Raw genomic sequence first — 18535 nt, forward strand, 5'->3', positions numbered from 1 at the left:
AGGAGAAGGATGCGAGGGGGTAAGCGGATGGAACGAGAGACATGGATGGGGCAAGCCGTACAGATTGCGTTTGAAAATGTACGTGATAAAATAGGCGGACCGTTTGGAGCCCTTGTCGTGAAGGATGGGCAGGTAATCGGGCGAGGGCGTAATGAAGTGACGACGAGTAATGACCCTACTGCACATGCCGAAATTCAAGCAATTCGGGAAGCGTGTCGTCATCTCCAAACCTTTCAATTAAACGATTGTGACCTGTATACAAGCTGTGAGCCGTGTCCGATGTGTCTGGGAGCCATCTATTGGGCCAGACCGCGCAATGTCTATTACGCTTGCACGAAAGAAGATGCGGCGCATGTCGGTTTTGATGATCAGTTTATTTATGAGCAGATTGTTCTCTCTCATGAAGAGCGCAGTATTCCTTTTCAGAGAATCAATCTTGCGAATAGACGGAGTCCATTTGAAGCATGGTCACAATCTCTGGACCGTATCGAATATTAATAGAGAGCCTCTCCCAAGCGGAGTAGGCTCTTTTTCTTCGCTTTATTTATAGTGAGAATAGGTGGAAAGAAAAAATAGAATGAAAATGCTTTCAAAATAAAATTTTCAGATAAAGGTATTGCGCTATGTCGAAAATCGTATTATAGTAACAACAATCGTTATGAAATTCGACCAAATTTTCTAAAATAGAGCTGTAATAAGGTTGAATATTATTAAAAAAAGACGAATAAAGGTGTGCTTATATGGAAGAAACTTTTCGAAGATCACTTTATCCTGATTTAGATGACATCGACTATGGGATCATTCGCGCCTTGCAAGCAAATGCACGCTTGCCGTTTACCCAGATTGCGAAGGACCTCGGGGTCACGGAAAAGACGATCCGCATGCGCGTCCAGCAATTGCAGGACGAAGGTGCCCTGAGTCTGGTCGGTATTGTCAATCCAGTCAAGGCAGGGTTTCACGTACAGGCGATGATTCAAGTGGCTGTGGATGCGGAAAAGCTAGACGATGTGGTGGCTGCATTAACGGATACCGTAGAGATTAGGCTCATCGTACTCACTTCTGGTGAATATCAGCTTTTCACACAGGTGCTCGTAACAAGCAATGAAGAATTATCGCAATTTTTGCTCAAAAAGCTACACAAGATTCCTGGCATCTCCAAAACGAATGTCATTAACGAATTGAAAATACTGAAGTCCAAGTATAACTTTATCCGTTAGATACGAGTGACCTTGGAAGGGGGAATGCCATCGGGCGAAAATCCGTTGGGATTATGAAATGAATGCCGAACGATTCTGAGTAGAGACTAGAGAAAAAACGAGAGAAAAGGGGTCATCCTATGTTTTCGACCAAAGTGAGCAAAGCAATGCTCAGTGCTGTTCTGGGGACAGTTTTATTGGTTACAGGCTGTGGAGGAGGAAACAGTGCGACTACAGAAAACGGCAAAGCCGGAACAACAGCGCCAGCCTCCGGCAAAAAAGTACTGAATATTGGGTTAAAGGCAGACCCGCCGTCAATGGACCCAAACACCTCGACTTCGCTTTACGACCGTCAAGTATACGCGAGCCTCTATGACAAGCTGTTTGATATCGATTCAGAAGGAAAAATAGTGCCAATGCTGGCGGAATCGTATGAAGTAACGCCAGACGGCAAGACCTATACATTGAAGCTGAAGCAGGGCGTGAAATTCCACGATGGCACGGAGTTTGATGCTGAGGCAGTGAAATTCAACTTCGAGCGCAACATGAACGATGAGAAGTCCCGCCGGAAAGGCGAATTGAAATTCGTAGATTCGGTTGCCGTAGTGGACAAGCAGACCATAAAAATCCAGATGAAAGAGCCCTTCGCTCCATTCTTGTCCGTCTTGACTGACCGTTCGGGCATTATGGTATCGCCAAAAGCAGTGAAGGAACATGGCGATCAATACCTCAATCATCCCGTTGGTACAGGTCCATATGTTTTTGTTGAACAAGTAAAAGGCGACCACGTGACGCTGAAGAAAAATGAAAACTACTGGAATGGTCAAGTGAAGATCGATGAGGTGAACTACAAAGTATTCACGAACGGAACAGCGAAGGTACAAAACCTGCGCTCCGGCATGCTGGATATCATCGATGATACCCCTGTAAAAGAAATTCCTGCAATCAAGGGCGATGCGAACCTGCAATTGGTCGCGGAATCCGGCATGGGTTACCAAGGTCTTTACTTGAACAACTCCCGCCCGCCGTTTGACAACAAGTACCTCCGTCAGGCTGTGGATCGTGCCATTGACCGTGAAGCCCTGGTAAAAGTACTGTTTAACGGCTATGCGGCACCGGCTCGGACAGCATTTACAAAAGGCAGTCTGGCTTACAATGAAGCACTGAACACACCGAAGCCACCGGATGCAGCGGAAATCAAGGATTTGCTCGCGAAGGGCGGTCAACTAAACGGATTTAACTTCAAGCTGTATATCTCTACTTCTCCAGAGAATGAGCAACTGGGTGCGGTACTGCAAAACATGCTGAAACAACACAACATCAATGTGACATTGGAAAAATTGGAATATGGACAATTGATCGAAACAGGCGATAAAGGCGAATTTGAAGCAATGCAATTGGGCTGGTCTGGACGTCAGGACCCTGACCAAAACTTCCATGACTTCGTCGTAACAGATACATCGAACAACGATGGCCGTATTTCCATTCCTAAGCTGGATGAACTGGTCATCAAAGCACGTGGTGAGCTGGACGAAGCAAAACGTAAGGCGCTGTATGACGAAGCTGCCACATTGCTGCAAGAAGAAGCGGGCTATGCCTACATGTACCACCAATATGTACTGCTCGGCATGAACAAGAAAGTAACCGGCTTTACGTATGTCCCAGACGGTTTGATCCGTACAGCCAATTTGGACAAGCAATAGGTAGCGCAACACTATAACAGCAAGAGCAAGGAGGAATTGTCATGATGTTCATAATCAGGCGTCTATTGCTGACAATCCCTATTCTCCTGCTGGTGTCGATTATGACATTCTCTTTGATTCATATGATCCCGGGCGATCCTGCCCGGGTCATTTTAGGAGAGGAAGCGACACCGGAAGCCTATGCGGCACTGCGAACCGAGCTGGGATTGGATCAGCCGATCGTGGTGCAGTATTTTTCCTGGCTAGGAAAAGTGGTAACGGGTGATTTGGGAATATCGATTACGGACCGTGTGCCGGTCGCAGACTTAATTATGCAAAGACTCCCAGCTACCGTGGAATTGACGATCGGAACGTTCTTGGTAGCGATTCTGATTGCGTTTCCTGCGGGAATTCTCGCGGCCGTGCGACGCGGGACCTGGATTGACTATACAAGTACCTTTACTGCGCTAGGCGGTATGAGTATCCCCAGCTTCTGGCTGGCGATGATGATGATTATTTTCTTTGCCGTGGAAAACCAGTGGCTGCCTTCATCCGGTTATGTACCGTTTTCCGAGAATCCTACACAAAACCTGATGGCTATGATTCTGCCCTGTTTGGCAACGGGCTTGCGGGAATCTGCCGTATTAATGCGAATGCTGCGTTCTTCTTTGCTCGATGTCGTGAGCATGGACTTTATTCGGACAGCGAAAGCGAAGGGATTGAATGAGGCTCGCACGATTCTGGGGCATGCGCTGAGAAATGCGATGGTTCCAGTGGTAACGACCTCGGGTTTGATGATCGCAGGATTGTTGGGTGGTCTGGTGATTACCGAGTCAATTTTTTCGATTCCTGGCTTTGGCCGTCTGATTGTGGAATCTGTATTCAAACGTGACTACGTAACGGTTCAAGGAGCCATTCTTGTTTCTGCGGTTCTCGTTGTCTTGGTAAACCTGATTGTCGATATTTTGTACGCTGTCATTGATCCGCGCATCAAGGCTGGGAAAGGAGCAGGTGAGTGATGAAAACCGTGGGCAAATTTCTCCGGAATGGTTTGGGCGTCATCGGAGCGGTGATTATCCTCGGATTGATCTTGGTGGCGATTTTCGCGCCGCTGATCGCACCCTTCGACCCCAATGCTCAAGACTATAACAAAATTTTGATGTCGCCAGATGGTGAGCATTTGTTTGGGACCGATGATCTCGGTCGGGATATTTTCTCCCGTGTTGTTTACGGGGCGCGCATCTCCATTCAGGCAGCGCTGATCTCTGTCGGTATTGCGATGCTGATCGGGGTGCCGATTGGACTGTTGTCCGGTTACTACCGCGGCTTTTGGGATGAGTGGATCGTCATGCGGAGCGTCGATGCGATGCAGGCCTTTCCATTTTTGATTCTGGCTCTGGCGATTTCGGCGGTGCTCGGTTCAGGCTTTGGGAATGCCATGCTGGCGATTGGGATTGGTTTTGCCCCTGCATTTATACGGATTACACGCGGTCAAGTTCTTTCGCTTCGGAATATGGAGTATATTCAAGCAGCACGTTCGGTTGGGGTAAAGGATACACGCATTATTTTCCGCCACATTTTGCCGAATGCCATGAACCCGATTGTGATTCAAGCGACCTTGGCAATGGCGTCCGGGATTATCGCAGAAGCATCCTTATCCTATCTCGGATTGGGTGTACAGCCGCCGACTCCCTCCTGGGGCAGCATGCTAAACCAAGCACAAACGCTTATGTCCGTCGCGCCCTATGCGACGTTTTATCCGGGGATTGCGATCTTTTTAGTCGTGCTGGGCTTCAACTTGTTGGGGGATGGTCTACAGCAAGTTCTGGACCCGCGCGCACGTAAATAATGAATGCCCTACACGGGAGAAAAGGAGTGGAGCAGATGACGACCATCTTGGAAGTGGAACAGCTGAGAACCCGTTTTCGCACGGACAGCGGTGTCGTCAGTGTCGTGGACGGCGTCGACTTCTTTATCCGTGCTGGTGAAACGCTTGGCGTCGTGGGCGAATCCGGCTGTGGGAAGAGTGTAACCAGCCTGTCGATCATGCGCTTGCTGCCGCCCAACGGAAGCACGGAAGGATCGATTCGCTTCAATGGGAAGAACGTGCTTGCGCTGTCGGAAAAAGAAATGCAAGGTGTTCGCGGTAATGAAATCGCGATGATTTTTCAAGAGCCAATGACATCTCTCAATCCGCTGCATACCGTAGGCAAACAGATTGAGGAAGCAGTCATGCTGCATCGCAAGGTAACGAAGGCAGAGGCAAAGGAAAGGGCGATTGCGATGCTAAAAGCAGTCGGAATGCCTCGTGCCGAAGAGATTTACGGAGAGTTTCCGCATCAGCTCTCAGGAGGGATGCGCCAGCGTGTCATGATCGCGATGGCGATGTCCTGCGATCCGAAGCTGATTATTGCAGACGAGCCGACAACGGCACTCGATGTGACGATTCAAGCGCAAATTCTCGATTTGATGCGCGATTTAAAAGAAAAGACCGGAACCTCCATCATGCTGATTACGCATGATTTGGGTGTAGTTGCCGAGATGTGTGACCGCGTTATCGTCATGTATGCCGGCCAAGTCGTAGAGGAGACTGATGTCGATACGCTGTTTGACAGTCCGAAGCATCCGTATACGATCGGGCTGATGAACTCGATTCCTGAGCTGGACGAAGAACGCGAATATCTGGAAACCATACCGGGAGCGGTTCCCCTGCCGTATCAAATGCCAGTGGGCTGCCGTTTTGCCCCGCGCTGTTCGCAAGCAATTGCGATTTGTCACGAAAAGCCCCCTGAACTCTTGCAACTGGACAATCAAAAATGTCGCTGCTGGCTGTACGCGAAGGAGGGAGAACAGGCATGACGACACCTCTCTTAGAAGTAAAAGGGCTGCAACAGCATTTTCCCATCAAGGGTGGCTTTTTGAAGCGGACGACGGGACATGTCAAAGCAGTCGATGGTATTGATCTGACAGTGTATCCGGGTGAAACGCTTGGCATTGTAGGGGAATCGGGCTGCGGCAAGTCTACGACGGGCCGAACGATTCTACGCCTCTTGGAGCCGACAGCAGGAGAAGTCTGGTTTGATGGCAAAGATTTAGCGAAGCTTCCCAAAGAAGAAATGCGCGTCATGCGGCGAAACCTGCAAATGATTTTTCAGGACCCATACGCTTCGCTGAATCCGCGGATGACGATCAAGCAGATTTTGATGGAGTCGCTGATGGTGCACAACATCGGGACAAAGGCAGAGCGGGAAAAAGTCATCGAAGAGATTATTCAGGTCGTTGGCTTGCGAAAAGAACATCTGAACCGCCATCCACACGATTTTTCCGGCGGACAGAGGCAGCGGATTGGAATCGCCCGCGCACTGGTCGTAAAACCAAAGCTGATCATTGCCGACGAGCCCGTATCTGCATTGGACGTATCGATTCAATCACAGGTACTCAATTTGTTGAAGGATTTGAAAAAAGAATTTAATCTGACCCTGATGTTCATTTCGCATGATTTGTCGGTCGTGAAGCACTTGTGCGACCGGATCGCGGTGATGTATTTGGGGCGGATCGTAGAAATTGCTGACAAGCGGACGTTATTTGAGAACCCGAGTCATCCGTATACACGGGCGTTGCTCTCGGCTGTTCCAGTAGCGAAACCACGGCAAAAGCGAGAACGGATCTTGTTGACAGGCGATTTGCCGAGTCCAGCAAATCCACCGAGCGGTTGCACCTTTCATCCGCGTTGTCCATATGCGACAGAGACTTGCAAGACGCAGGTGCCCAGTCTGTCAGACATCGGCAAGGGCCAACTGGTCTCCTGTCATTTGGTGCCATCGGGCGAACTTTTCCGCTAGCTAGGCAAGGATGGAGGTACAGCTATGATTTACTGGCAATTATTTCTCGCCTTTTTCCGTATCGGAATCTTCGGATTTGGGGGAGGACCTACGATGGTTCCCCTCTTTTACACCGAATGCGTGAAAAAGTACAAATGGGTGACAGATGAGGACTTTTCCGACAATCTGGCGCTCGCCAACGCTCTTCCAGGGCCCATTGCGACCAAGCTGGCCGCATTTATCGGCTATCGGGTAAAAGGCTGGAAGGGTGCATTAGTGGCAAACATCGCAGTAGTGATGCCAATCGTGCTTGTGATGATCGGTTTGCTGCAAGTCATTTATCAATGGAAGGATGCGCCGGGTGTATACGGCATGATCCAGGCAATCGGTCCGGTAATCGCAGTCATGACAGGCGTCCTTACGTGGGAATTCCTTTCAAAGGGCTGGAAGGGAGCGTCCAGCAAAGCAGGTGTGAGCTTTTCCCTCGCTCTCTCACTCGTAGCGTTGATCTTCCTTGATTGGCATCCGGGTATCGTAGTAGGGATTGCGCTGGTCGTTTCATTTGCCTACTCTACCTGGTCTGTCCGCAAGCGCAAGGACAAGGACGGCAAGGAGGGAGTAGCATGATCTACCTGCAATTATTTTGGGCCTTTTTCATCTCCAACATTTTGGGGTACGGGGGAGGACCACCGAGCATTCCTTTGATCCAAAATGAAGTGGTTGACCATTACCAGTGGATGACTGTACAGGAATTCGGAGAAGTGCTGGCGGTAGGAAACGCGCTGCCCAGCCCAATCGCGACCAAGCTCGCTGGGTACATTGGCTATCAGGTAGCGGGTGTACCGGGTGCAGTAGTCGCATTATTTGCAACGGTTGCTCCGACAGCGATCGCGATGGTCTTACTGATGGGTTTTATTAACTTATTTCGGAGTGCTCCACAGGTAAAAGCGATGACCCAGTCGGTACGTCCAGTCGTTACTGTCTTGCTCGGAACGATGACGTATCAATTCCTGATGGGCGCAGTCGAGGGAATCGGCTGGATGCAAACAGGGATTTTGACAGTGGCATCCTACCTTCTGCTCGAAACATGGAAGGTCCATCCCGCTTTTGTCATTCTGGGAGCAATGGCGTACGGGTTTGTTTTCATCGGCTAGGAAAGTTTACGTAAGCTGGTAAGAAGAAAAAGCACAGGGCTCGTAGACCTTGACAACGCCTACCCAGTCGGAACTTCCAAAAGGGGACCCGCTTGTCGAACACGTCTTCCCTGAGAAACTTCCGCCCGTAGGGTGGCTTTGGCTCGACGGTCCCCTTTTGGAAGTGGAGACGGACAGTGAATCCCCAATGCTGGCGTGTCAGAGTCGAAGAGAACTGTGCTTTTTCTTCTCCTCCACTATGTTGACTCAAACCAAAAGGACCTTCAGTGCATTTCTTATGGTCTTTCTTATCGGCTAAACGAACGATTTAGGAGGCTTGAATCATGGTTAATTATGACGCAATGGAATACCCATACGCATCGAAGCGTGTGACGACTTTTGCCAAGAACGGTATGGTAGCGACTTCGCAGCCACTGGCGGCACAAGCTGGTCTCGATATATTGAAAAAGGGCGGAAATGCGGTGGATGCGGCGATTGCAACGGCTGCGTGCCTGACTGTAGTCGAACCGACCTCGAACGGCATCGGGGGAGACGCCTTTGCCCTCGTGTGGATCAAAGACGAGCTGCATGGACTGAATGCAAGCGGACCTGCTCCACAAGGAATCTCCATCGAGGCATTAAAAGCAAAAGGTCTGGAAGAAATGCCGACCTACGGCTGGACCCCTGTCACTGTGCCTGGCGCACCTGCTGCGTGGGCTGCCTTGTCCAAGCGTTTTGGACGCCTTCCGATGACGGAGGTTTTGCAGCCAGCGATTGATTATGCGGAGAATGGCTATCCGGTATCGCCAACATTGGCACATTATTGGAATGCCGCACACAAAAAGTTTTCCCAGCAATGCAAAGGGGAAGAGTTCGCGCATTGGTTCTCTACCTTTACGCCAGATGGCAAGGTGCCAAAAGCGGGTGACATCTGGAAGTCGCCGGGTCATGCTGAGACGCTGCGTCAAATCGCGGAAACAAATGCAGAGAGCTTCTATCGCGGAGAGCTGGCAGACAAGATCGACGCATTCTCCCGTGAGTGCGACGGCTACTTGCGTAAAGAAGACTTGGCTGCCTATGAGCCGGAATGGGTGAAGCCGATCAGTGTCAACTACCGCGGCTATGATGTGTGGGAGATCCCGCCGAATGGGCAAGGGATGATCGGTCTGATGGCGTTGAACATTCTGAAGGGCTTTGATTTTGACGTAAAAGACACGACGGAAACGTATCACAAGCAAATCGAAGCGATGAAGCTGGCATTTGTTGATGGATTGAAATACATCACAGAAGAGAGCAAAATGAAAGTTTCCAAGGAAGCATTGTTGTCAGAGGAATACGCTGATACTCGACGTGCACTGATTGGTCATGAAGCATTTACGCCAGAGCCGGGTCAGCCGAAAACGAGCGGCACGGTCTATTTGGCCACTGCTGACGGTGAGGGCAACATGGTTTCCTTTATCCAAAGCAATTACATGGGCTTTGGTTCGGGGGTAGTTGTGCCGGGGACAGGGATCGCTATGCAAAACCGCGGTCACAACTTCTCGCTGGACCCTGCTCATGACAATTGCTTGGAGCCAGGCAAAAGAACGTTCCACACCATTATCCCGGGCTTCTTGACGAAGGATGGAAAAGCAGTGGGGCCATTCGGCGTAATGGGCGGCTTCATGCAGCCACAAGGACACGTACAGGTGGTCATGAACACCATCGACTTCCACCTCAATCCGCAAGCTTCGCTCGATGCGCCGCGCTGGCAGTGGATGGAAGGCAAAACGGTGGAGCTGGAGCGCCATTTCCCGGAGCATTTGGCACAAGGCTTGGAGCGCAGGGGCCATACCATCAAGTGGGCGCAGCTCGGCAATTACTTCGGGCGCGGTCAAATCATTTGGCGTGATGAAAATGGTGTGCTGAGCGGTGGTACTGATATGCGTACGGATAGTTGTATTGCAGCTTGGTAGGGAAAAGAGAATCGAATAGAAGAATGAGTTGAGCCGAAGCTGATGCTTCGGCCTTTTTTATTTCGATAGATAGGTATAATGTAGTTCTTTATGCCTATTCTCTTCTTTTGACGATGTTCTCTTGTTCAGAAATTGTTTAGATGATCTTAGTAGAATGTAGAAAATGGTCAGATCATGTCGTTTTTGAGTATAGGAAATTTTTCTGATAGTTCGAAAGTCGTGGTATAAAAGATAGGAGAAAACAATTTGGATGAATAGCATTTTAATTGTTGATGATACAGCGTTTACGAGACTCGTGCTGCGTAACATGTTTGAGAAATTAGGTATTGAGGTAGTTGCAGAAGCTGATTCAGGGGAGGAGGCTGTTAGAAATTATTGTTTGTATCGACCGACACTCGTCATGATGGATATTACCATGCCGGGCATGAACGGTTTGGTTGCTTCCCGGAAAATTATGGAGCTGGATAAGGATGCGAAGATCATTATTTGCTCCGCAGTTGCACGACGCGACACTGTCATCAAAGCGATCCAGGCAGGTGCACGTGATTTTATCGCAAAGCCCTTACAGTTCGAGAGGATTGAATGGGCTGTTCAACATTTGTTGGAAACAGATACTAGGTGAAACAAAATAACAGTGATGTTAGTATGGAATTTTGATCACAGAAAGTTATGGGTTCTTTTGTCGAGTGAAGGCGGAGTTTTCTCTACCTTTTTAACGGATGGATTATAATAGGAAGTGCGACACCTTTCGCTAGGTTCATTGAAACCGGGATGAATCGTAGCGAGATAGAAACTTGTTAAAAAGGCGTGAGCATGTTGAAAGATTTTCGCTTTCCCATGATAGCAGTCTCCCTACTTGTCCTCATCTTGAGTGGATGCTTTTTTCAGGGGGTGCCGTCTGCCATGAAATCGGAACAAAATACCAGTAGCTCCGAATACGTCAGGCTTTTGCCGGGCGAGCTCTTTATCAAGGAGCATTTGACGAATGACGATCAGACCTTGAAAACAAATATGAAGCCTGCTACATCTAATGACCCGAGTGTTGCAAAAGGGGCAGAGACCCTTTCGGAATCGCTTGGTCTGTGGATGCTGTACGCAGTGGAAAAAGGGGATCAAGCCCTCTTCGCTAAGAATGTAGAGGTCATGAAAGCCTACGATTATCAGGATGGATGGATTGCTTGGAAAGCGGGTGGAGGGAATGAGACCCCAGTCGCGACCAATGCATTGGTGGATGACCTGAGGATCGCAGAAGCTCTTTACATGGCAGGCGAAAAATGGGGAGACGAGAGCTATATCCAATTGGCTAATGAAGTTGGACAAAGCATCGTGGAGAACCAGAGTCGAGAGGGGCTGCTGGTCGATTTTTACGATCGCCATTATAAGGTAGCCAGTGATTACCTGACACTCTCCTATTTGAATGCTTCAGCGATTCAATTGATGGAGAAGCATCAACAGGTGAGCAAAGAATTGAATAATCAAGTACATTCCTTTCTGAACACGTTGCCGACCAAAAACGGGTTTTTCCCATTTTCTTATCAGTTGGGCAGCAAGGAGTATGTCTATCATCAGGAAGTGAATCTGATCGACCAGTTGTACATCGGCTACCATCGCGCACAAGTAGGCATATCATCCCCAGAGTTGTGGGCGTTTCTCAAAGATGAGTTTGCGCGTAATGGCCTATTGTATGGCAGATACGATGCCAGTACCAAGAAACCGCTGGTATCGTACGAGTCTCCAGCTGTGTACAGCTTGGCGATCCTGACAGCGAGCGAGCTTAAGGATTACACGTTTGCCCGTGATTTATATGAACGGATGGTTCGTCAGCAGATTCGACGTCCAGAAAGCGAGTTCTATGGCGGTTACGTGGACATGAGTCAGATGGACACGCATTCGTTTGACAATCTGCTTCCACTGCTCGCAGAAAGGAGGTTGTTCAATGAGGGAACGCTTCAGTAAAAACGGTAAATTTATCAGTTATCAAGTGTTGTTTTTGCTTTTCATCATTCTGCTCGCCCTGTTTGCGGTGGGTATGCCTGCTCTGCCGCTGATCCCAGCCTTATTGTTGGTCTGGACACTGGTCATTAGCCTGACGGGTATCATTTTTGGGCTGTTGGCTAGCCTGGGGCTCGCCCTGATCAGCTTATTCGCCTTTGGCAGTTTGTTAATTTGGGGCATGTTTGCTGGCTGGACGATTTCCTTTTCCTTCTCTGACATCGTCATCTGGATGGGACTCTTTCTTGGCGCTGCCGTTCTGACCGGCTTGATCCATCGCTTGGTGAGGCGGACAGTGGCCGAGCATCAGGAGATGGTTGGGAAGTTTGACGAGCTGGTGACGATCGACGAAGTGACGGGCTTTTCAAATGAGAAACGACTGCTCTTTGATTTGGAAGAAGAATGTAGCCGCTCTCGTCGGACAGGCATCCCTTTTTCGCTGATGCTCATTGAAGTCCTGTATCTGGATTCCTTCCATCGCTTGTACGGTCCAAAAGAGGGAGATTATCTGCTCAGCTCGCTCTCAACCATACTACGCAACAACACGCGATTGACAGACCGCAAGTTTCGTCTCGACCGCGGGGAGCAGGGCTCAGGAACCTTCGCTGTTATTTTGAGCAACAGCCATGAGGAAGGGGCGGAAGTAGTCGTCAAAAAGATCGAAAGGCTCCTATCCGTCCACAATTTGGAGAATGACAAAAAGCAGGTCACACTGACGATCGGGTTTGGAATCAGTCATTACGCGGAAGATGTGAGTGACCATTTGGAGATGGTGCAACGTGCCAAACAAGAGCTGGAACAATACATTCAATAATCGCTGCCGCATAGTCGTTTCTTTGCTTGCGGTGCTCTTGCTGCTGGCTGGAACAGGGGGTAAGCTGTACGCTGCGGAGCGGGCGGGACAAGAGCCAGAGGTACTGGTCGTCTACTCGACCCAAGACGGAGCCTTGACGGATGAAGTGCGCATGCTTGATCTGGTGCTGGGACATTACAGCTCAAAGCTCACCTATGTGGCGGACGAGGTATTGACCGAGCGAGATTTGGACGGAGTCACACACCTCGTCTACTTCGGTAGCATCTCGAAGGATTTGAGCAGTTCTTCGAGGCAAATCATGCAACGCTTTCAGGGTACCTGGCTTGCGCTTGGCAAAAACGTAGAGCAGTTGGGAGCGCGGTTTTCCTTTTTCCAGGTGAACGGACAGGTGGATATCCAGAAGGTATCAAAGCCTAAGGGTGTTGACCAAGTCCTGCTGAATGACAACTATTTGGTGGGGCATATCTCGCTATCTCAAGGCGATGTTTTGCTTGAGGGCTGGAAGGGGATGTATACATACCCGCTGATGGTTCAGAACGGAAAGACAGCGTATTTTGCTAGCTCCAATTTCACTTCGCCCTTCTCCCTCTTTGTGTCAGAAGCACTACACGAGGTTTTCAAGCAACCGCATGACGCGGGGCGTTACGCGTTGATCCGTCTGGAGGACGTACACCCCCATTCCGATCCCAAGCTGGTCTGGGAGGCGGGGAGTTATTTGGCAGACAAGGGGATTCCTTTTGTCATTGCGCTTATTCCGGTGTACGAAAACTCCGAGACGCACGAGATGGTCCATCTGAAGGATCGCCCAGAGATGCTCAATGTTCTGCGGGAGTTGCAAAAAAGAGGAGCAAGCATCGTACTGCACGGATACATGCACCACTATCGCAATTCGGAAACAGGGGAAGGGTCGGAGTTTTGGGACATCGAAAACAACTCGCCAGTCTCCAAAGCTCCGGACGACGAGACTCCTTTGAAGAAAAGGCATGCGTTTGCGTCTCAGACCGATTATGAGACCTATCAGCAGTCGCTAAAAGAATATGAGGAGCATTATATACAGACACGCATGGAGACGGGAATCAAGGAACTGACCGAGCTGGGTCTGGCTCCGGTCGCTTTTGAGGCCCCGCACTACACGATGAGCCAAAAAGGGTACGAGGTCATGGCCCGCTACTTTCCTTATGTCCTTGGCCAGCTTCAGTTTAATGACAGGGACTGGGTACACATGGGAGCACCTCCTTTCGTGTCGAAGCCGGCCTTTTTGCACGGAATGACCCTCCTGCCGGAAACAGTCGGGTATTACGATCCCGCCTCTTCTACTCCGATGCAGGATATCAAGGACAAATACAGAGAAGTCAGCTTTGTACGCGATGGCATGGTCAGCATGTTTTTTCATCCCTATTTAGGAATAAAACCTTTAAAAGAAATGATTGCCTACGTGGAGACCCTGCCTGATGTGAAGTGGATAGGCGTCCGCGGGCTGAGCGGACAGGAAATCAGTCTGGATAGCGGTCAGGAAGCTAGTGAGCCACCTATCCTCGCCGAGTCTTTAAAGGAGCAGGGTTCAACGTTGAAGGCTTCGGATATTTACCAAAATCTTCAGGATTTCCTGCGTGAAAATGGGTGGGTACAGCTCGTACTATGGGGCATTGCCGGACTCGTGTCTGTCATGGTCATGCTGTTTATGTTGTATACGTGGCGCAATCGGGCTAACCTGCGCAAACAACTATTTATGGAGCGTGATCTCGATGGCTAATGCTTTATTTTATCTCTCCCTGTCTGTCATCTGGATTATGCTGCTGTACCATATGTTCTTGATGCAGGGTGGGTATTTTCACTACCTGCGATATAGACGACCCATTCCAGAGTGGGAAAAAAACCAGCATCCGCTGCCAAAGGTAAGCGTTCTGATCCCCGCTCACAATGAGGAAGTCGTCATCGAACGGACCATTAAGGCGATGCTGAGGTTGGATTATCCGAAAGACAAGCTGGAGATTGTCGTCATCAATGACAACTCGCGTGATCGCACGGGTGAAATCGCCGATGAATACGCCAGCAAATACCCGTACGTGAAGGTTGTCCACACCAAGCCTCCTCATGCCGGAAAAGGAAAATCGGGTGCGCTCAACCAAGGCTTGGCTCATTCCACAGGAGAAGTCATCGTGGTCTATGACGCTGATAATACGCCAGAGCGCAAAGCTGTCTACTACCTCGTTCTGGCACTGTTAAATGATCCAAAGGCAGGGGCTGTTGTCGGCAAATTCAGGGTGGTGAACGCCGCTACGAATTTGCTTACACGTTTTATCAACATCGAGACGATCTGCTTTCAATGGATGGCGCAGGCAGGACGATTTTTCTGGTTCCGGGTGACGACGATTCCGGGGACCAACTTCGCCATTCGCCGCAGCTTGGTGGAGGAACTGGGTGGCTGGGATGAAAAAGCTCTCGCGGAAGACACCGAGCTGACGATCCGTGTCTACAATGAGGGCTACTATATTCGTTTCTTCCCGGCGGCGATCACATGGGAGCAGGAGCCTGAAAGCTGGAAGGTGTGGTGGAAGCAAAGGACGCGATGGGCGCGAGGGAATCAGTACGTTGTGCTGAAGTTCATGTGGAGAATCTTCTCTTTGCGAAAGAAAAGCATCATGTTTGATTTGATCTACTTCTTCTTCACTTATTTCCTGTTCTTTATGGGTGTGATCGTATCGGATGTACTGTTTGTGACGAATATGTTCGTCGATTTGCATTTGCAGGTAGGCATTGTCGCCATGATTCTCTGGATTTTGGCTTACTTCCTGTACGTCACTGAAGTAATGATCGCACTTAGTATTGAGCGGACTGAATTGAATGTAAAAAACTTCTTGATTGTGTTGTTGATGTATTTTACTTACTCACAGCTCTGGATTGTCCTGGTCATCTACGCCCTGTACCTGGAGTTCAAGCGGGTTGTATTTCGACAGGAGCTTAAATGGTATAAGACAGAGCGTTTCGCGGCAGATAAGAAGTCCGCACCGCCAGCAGAAAGACAGGTGTAAAACATGAAGAGAAACAATTGGAAACCGGCGTTTGCACTATTGACCGTAACCGCTCTCCTTTTTGGGCAAGGAGTGGGTACGCTCTACGCTCAAGGCACGACAGCACCGACACAAGCCGGTTCAACTGCGCCATCGGGACAGGCGATGCGCCCAGCTGTGTTTACCTTTTCAAACCTAGCTAAGCAAGCAAAAACGACTTACGCAGCCAATGGACTTGACAAGACACCAGGAACCGTTTTGCGTTTTACGAGTGAGCCGGTCACATTGGATGGGGTAAACGAGTCCTTTGATTACTTCTACAGTGTTCCGCGTGCAACCATCGGAAGCAACAACTATCTGGAAATCTCATTTAGTCATTCCGAGCTGCTGAACGGCACACGTTCTACTTTGACGGTAAGTGTCGATGACAAGCCGTTGAAAAGCGTGTTTTTAACCAAGGAGACGGCCCAGCAAGGGAAAATCAGAGTACCGCTGGGAGCGGACGAGACGGCAATCGGCTTCCACAAAATTACCATCACCAAGCATAGCCTGCTCACCGACAACATTTGCGATGATCAGAACGATCCTGCGAACTGGGTAAAAATCGATAAAAGCTCCTTTGCTTTTCTGGATACCCAGGCCGTAACCTCGTCTGCTGATCTGTTGAGGGAGTACCCGGTACCGTTCGTAGAGCCGGGCAATTCGACTGAAGTGTTTACCAAGATCGTCGTTCCTGATGCCGCAGATCAAGATGTGGTGGCAGCTGCGTTGAAGGTAGCCACATCCTTGTCTGCCCAGACAGCTACGAAACGCCCGATCCCGATCATGACAGAGAGCGAGTGGAAAGCAAAGGGAGAATTGGGACACGTCATCGCGATCGGCAATCCAGAAGGGTGGACTGGCCCGCTCAAAACACTGGTTGCTGAACAGGGGATTGCGACCAGGGAACAAAAGCTGGGGCTCGATTACTATCAGATGAGAGTGAATCAATCTGCTGAAGCCAAGCTCTTGCTCTTGGTGTCGAGAGGCAAGGAGCCAAACTTTGCCGAGACGATTCATCTACTAACAGATAAGGAAATGAACAAGCAGTTGGCAGGGAATCAACTGACTGTCAAGCAAGTTCCTAGTGTACAGGCAACAGAGCAAAGTCCGATTTCTCTTTCTTTGGCTTCAGGCGGATATTCGCATGTGATGCTTGAGCACGGAAACAGCCGTACCGAGCAGGTGACCTTGAAAATACCGTCTCATTGGAAGATTACCGGGGACGTCACGCTTGATTTGAAACTGAAGATTTCCCCATTGCTCATGCAGAAGTATGAAGGGGAAGATAAGCCACAGCACCAGTTGACGGTAACGGTAAATGGCGTACCTTATACGGTCATGCTCCAGCAGTTGAAAGCAGTGGACGATAACGATAACTACCACGTGAGTATTCCCATTCCACAGTCTGTCATCAAAGAGGCGAATCATGCTCTGACAGTCTCTTTCTCGGCTTCGATGAACCAGAAGGGGGATGTGTGTGCGCCTGAGAACAACATGGGGCGCTGGGTGTTTGTGGATAAGGAAAGTAGTTTAAACGTGCCGCACGAGGTACCCGCACAGCGTAGCTTCCGGTACTGGCCCGCTCCTTTTGTGCAGGATGCAGGTTTGAAGGACACCGCCTTCCTGCTGCCGGAAAAATGGACAGGTTCCTATTTGTCCCAGTTTTCGATGCTAATGAATAATATGCTGTCGGAGGTAAGCAATCAGAAGGGAAGCTCCTTCGTCATTTTCCAGGAGCCTCTGAACGAGAAGGCCTTGCAAGAGATCGCCTCGTACAATGTGATTGCGATGGGGGATATGGAGCAGTACCCGAGCTTGCAGAAGGTTCAGGGACAGCTTTTGATCAATGAGGCTAAACAGTTGAACCAATACCACGTAATCAACGAGGCGAGCCGTTATGTGGCCTGGGTCCAGCCCTCGATCTGGAATCAAGAGCGGACGTTGAGTGTTTTCCAATCTGCAGACGAGAGTAAGTCTAGTCAGGGAACCTTCCTTCATGCTGATCTACTTGAGTATCTGAAGAATTCCAACGAAGATGGGCAAATTATTGTGATGAGTAAATCAAACGAGGTTTTCTCTATTCAGCTCGAAGACCATGAAGAGAAACAGACAAAAGGCATAAATGAGGTAGTGGGCAATATCCCGCTCTGGTTAATCGGAGTGATTTTGGCGGTATTCCTGATTGTACTGGTGATCTTTATTCGCTTGTTGAAAAAAGAGAAAGAGAAGTCACGTAGAGGAAGATAGTAAAAAAGTATGAAGAAGAACAGGGATAAGTTGCCGTATAGGTAACTGTCCCTGTTCTTCTTTTTGTCTCTTGTTCAGAAATTGTTGAGATGATCCTAGTAGAATGGGTAAAGCTACAGAATGAGGGGGCTTTGTGCCTATGAAAAGTTAAGAAACTACTATTTTGATTCGCAGTAAAAACAGTAATATATTACTATGTTAGTATAGTCCAAAAGGTATAGATGATAGGATGGGAGACAGCATTTTGGATGAATAGCATACTGATTGTTGATGATACAGCGTTTACGAGGCATGTGCTGCGCAACATATTTGAGTCGTTAGGACTGCATGTCGTTGCAGAAGCTGCATCTGGAGAAGAGGCTGTTAGAAATTACTGCTTGTATAAACCATCACTCGTTACGATGGATATTACCATGCCCGGCATGAACGGTTTGACTGCATCACGCAAAATCATGGAGTTGGACAAGGATGCCAAAATCATTATTTGCTCAGCAGTGTCTAGGCACGATACCGTCATCAAGGCACTTCAGGCAGGTGCGCGGGATTTTATAGCAAAGCCATTGCAGCTGGAGCGGATCGAATGGGCTGTCCAAAAAGTATTGGGAACAGGGTTGGGATGTCCGTCGTGGAGATAGATAGGTG

Annotated in this window: 17 protein-coding genes; all 17 read left to right on the top strand. The window is 49.2% G+C overall.

Annotated elements, in window-relative coordinates:
* Positions 1-27 precede the first annotated feature (27 nt).
* The 17 genes from ACM6JA_RS01105 to ACM6JA_RS01185 all read left to right on the top strand — a co-directional run bounded on the left by ACM6JA_RS01105 (position 28) and on the right by ACM6JA_RS01185 (position 18528).
* Positions 28-498: a nucleoside deaminase gene (locus tag ACM6JA_RS01105; protein WP_414850796.1), complete on the top strand. Its 471-nt coding sequence runs from the start codon at positions 28-30 to the stop codon at positions 496-498.
* A 242-nt stretch (positions 499-740) separates the two neighbouring features.
* On the top strand, positions 741-1217 hold the full coding sequence (locus tag ACM6JA_RS01110) for an Lrp/AsnC family transcriptional regulator (protein ID WP_007729865.1): 477 nt from the start codon (positions 741-743) through the stop codon (positions 1215-1217).
* Between the two features lie 119 nt (positions 1218-1336).
* Positions 1337-2899, top strand: a complete 1563-nt coding sequence (locus tag ACM6JA_RS01115) for an ABC transporter substrate-binding protein (RefSeq protein ID WP_414850797.1) — start codon at positions 1337-1339, stop codon at positions 2897-2899.
* Positions 2900-2940: 41 nt separating this feature from the next.
* Entirely contained in the window at positions 2941-3897 is a 957-nt protein-coding gene (locus ACM6JA_RS01120) for an ABC transporter permease (RefSeq protein ID WP_414850798.1), read from the top strand.
* Positions 3897-4727 carry an ABC transporter permease gene (locus tag ACM6JA_RS01125; protein ID WP_414850918.1) on the top strand — a complete coding sequence of 277 codons (831 nt, stop codon included), beginning with the start codon at positions 3897-3899 and terminating at the stop codon, positions 4725-4727. Before ACM6JA_RS01120 ends, ACM6JA_RS01125 begins: the two co-directional genes overlap by 1 nt.
* 35 nt (positions 4728-4762) lie before the next feature.
* The gene (locus ACM6JA_RS01130; protein ID WP_026043173.1) at positions 4763-5737 is read left to right on the top strand and encodes an ABC transporter ATP-binding protein; all 975 of its coding nucleotides are present in this window, start codon (positions 4763-4765) and stop codon (positions 5735-5737) included.
* A complete protein-coding gene (locus ACM6JA_RS01135; RefSeq protein ID WP_414850799.1) occupies positions 5734-6720 on the top strand; it encodes an ABC transporter ATP-binding protein in 987 nt (328 codons plus the stop codon). The genes ACM6JA_RS01130 and ACM6JA_RS01135 overlap by 4 nt, the downstream gene beginning before the upstream one ends.
* A 24-nt stretch (positions 6721-6744) precedes the next feature.
* The gene (locus tag ACM6JA_RS01140; RefSeq protein WP_414850800.1) at positions 6745-7326 is read left to right on the top strand and encodes a chromate transporter; all 582 of its coding nucleotides are present in this window, start codon (positions 6745-6747) and stop codon (positions 7324-7326) included.
* Positions 7323-7853 (top strand): chromate transporter, encoded by a 531-nt coding sequence (locus tag ACM6JA_RS01145; protein WP_007729877.1) that lies wholly within the window; start codon positions 7323-7325, stop codon positions 7851-7853. Before ACM6JA_RS01140 ends, ACM6JA_RS01145 begins: the two co-directional genes overlap by 4 nt.
* A gap of 323 nt (positions 7854-8176) precedes the next feature.
* A complete protein-coding gene (ggt, locus tag ACM6JA_RS01150; RefSeq protein WP_414850801.1) occupies positions 8177-9787 on the top strand; it encodes a gamma-glutamyltransferase in 1611 nt (536 codons plus the stop codon).
* Between the two features lie 250 nt (positions 9788-10037).
* On the top strand, positions 10038-10409 hold the full coding sequence (locus ACM6JA_RS01155) for a response regulator (protein ID WP_007729879.1): 372 nt from the start codon (positions 10038-10040) through the stop codon (positions 10407-10409).
* 281 nt (positions 10410-10690) lie between these two features.
* Positions 10691-11743, top strand: coding sequence for a glycosyl hydrolase family 8 (locus ACM6JA_RS01160; RefSeq protein WP_414850802.1), 1053 nt, complete (start codon positions 10691-10693; stop codon positions 11741-11743).
* Entirely contained in the window at positions 11724-12593 is an 870-nt protein-coding gene (locus tag ACM6JA_RS01165; protein WP_414850803.1) for a GGDEF domain-containing protein, read from the top strand. Before ACM6JA_RS01160 ends, ACM6JA_RS01165 begins: the two co-directional genes overlap by 20 nt.
* Positions 12559-14346, top strand: a complete 1788-nt coding sequence (locus ACM6JA_RS01170) for a DUF2334 domain-containing protein (RefSeq protein ID WP_414850804.1) — start codon at positions 12559-12561, stop codon at positions 14344-14346. Before ACM6JA_RS01165 ends, ACM6JA_RS01170 begins: the two co-directional genes overlap by 35 nt.
* The gene (locus ACM6JA_RS01175) at positions 14339-15625 is read left to right on the top strand and encodes a glycosyltransferase family 2 protein (RefSeq protein WP_414850805.1); all 1287 of its coding nucleotides are present in this window, start codon (positions 14339-14341) and stop codon (positions 15623-15625) included. Before ACM6JA_RS01170 ends, ACM6JA_RS01175 begins: the two co-directional genes overlap by 8 nt.
* Positions 15626-15628: 3 nt before the next feature.
* Positions 15629-17893, top strand: coding sequence for a cellulose biosynthesis cyclic di-GMP-binding regulatory protein BcsB (locus ACM6JA_RS01180; protein ID WP_414850806.1), 2265 nt, complete (start codon positions 15629-15631; stop codon positions 17891-17893).
* Positions 17894-18141: 248 nt separating this feature from the next.
* Complete coding sequence (locus ACM6JA_RS01185; protein WP_007729887.1) at positions 18142-18528, top strand: response regulator; 387 nt, start codon at positions 18142-18144, stop codon at positions 18526-18528.
* Positions 18529-18535: the final 7 nt, after the last annotated feature.

Origin of the sequence: Brevibacillus sp. IT-7CA2 (assembly GCF_949767855.1) — a bacterium.
Classification (GTDB): domain Bacteria; phylum Bacillota; class Bacilli; order Brevibacillales; family Brevibacillaceae; genus Brevibacillus.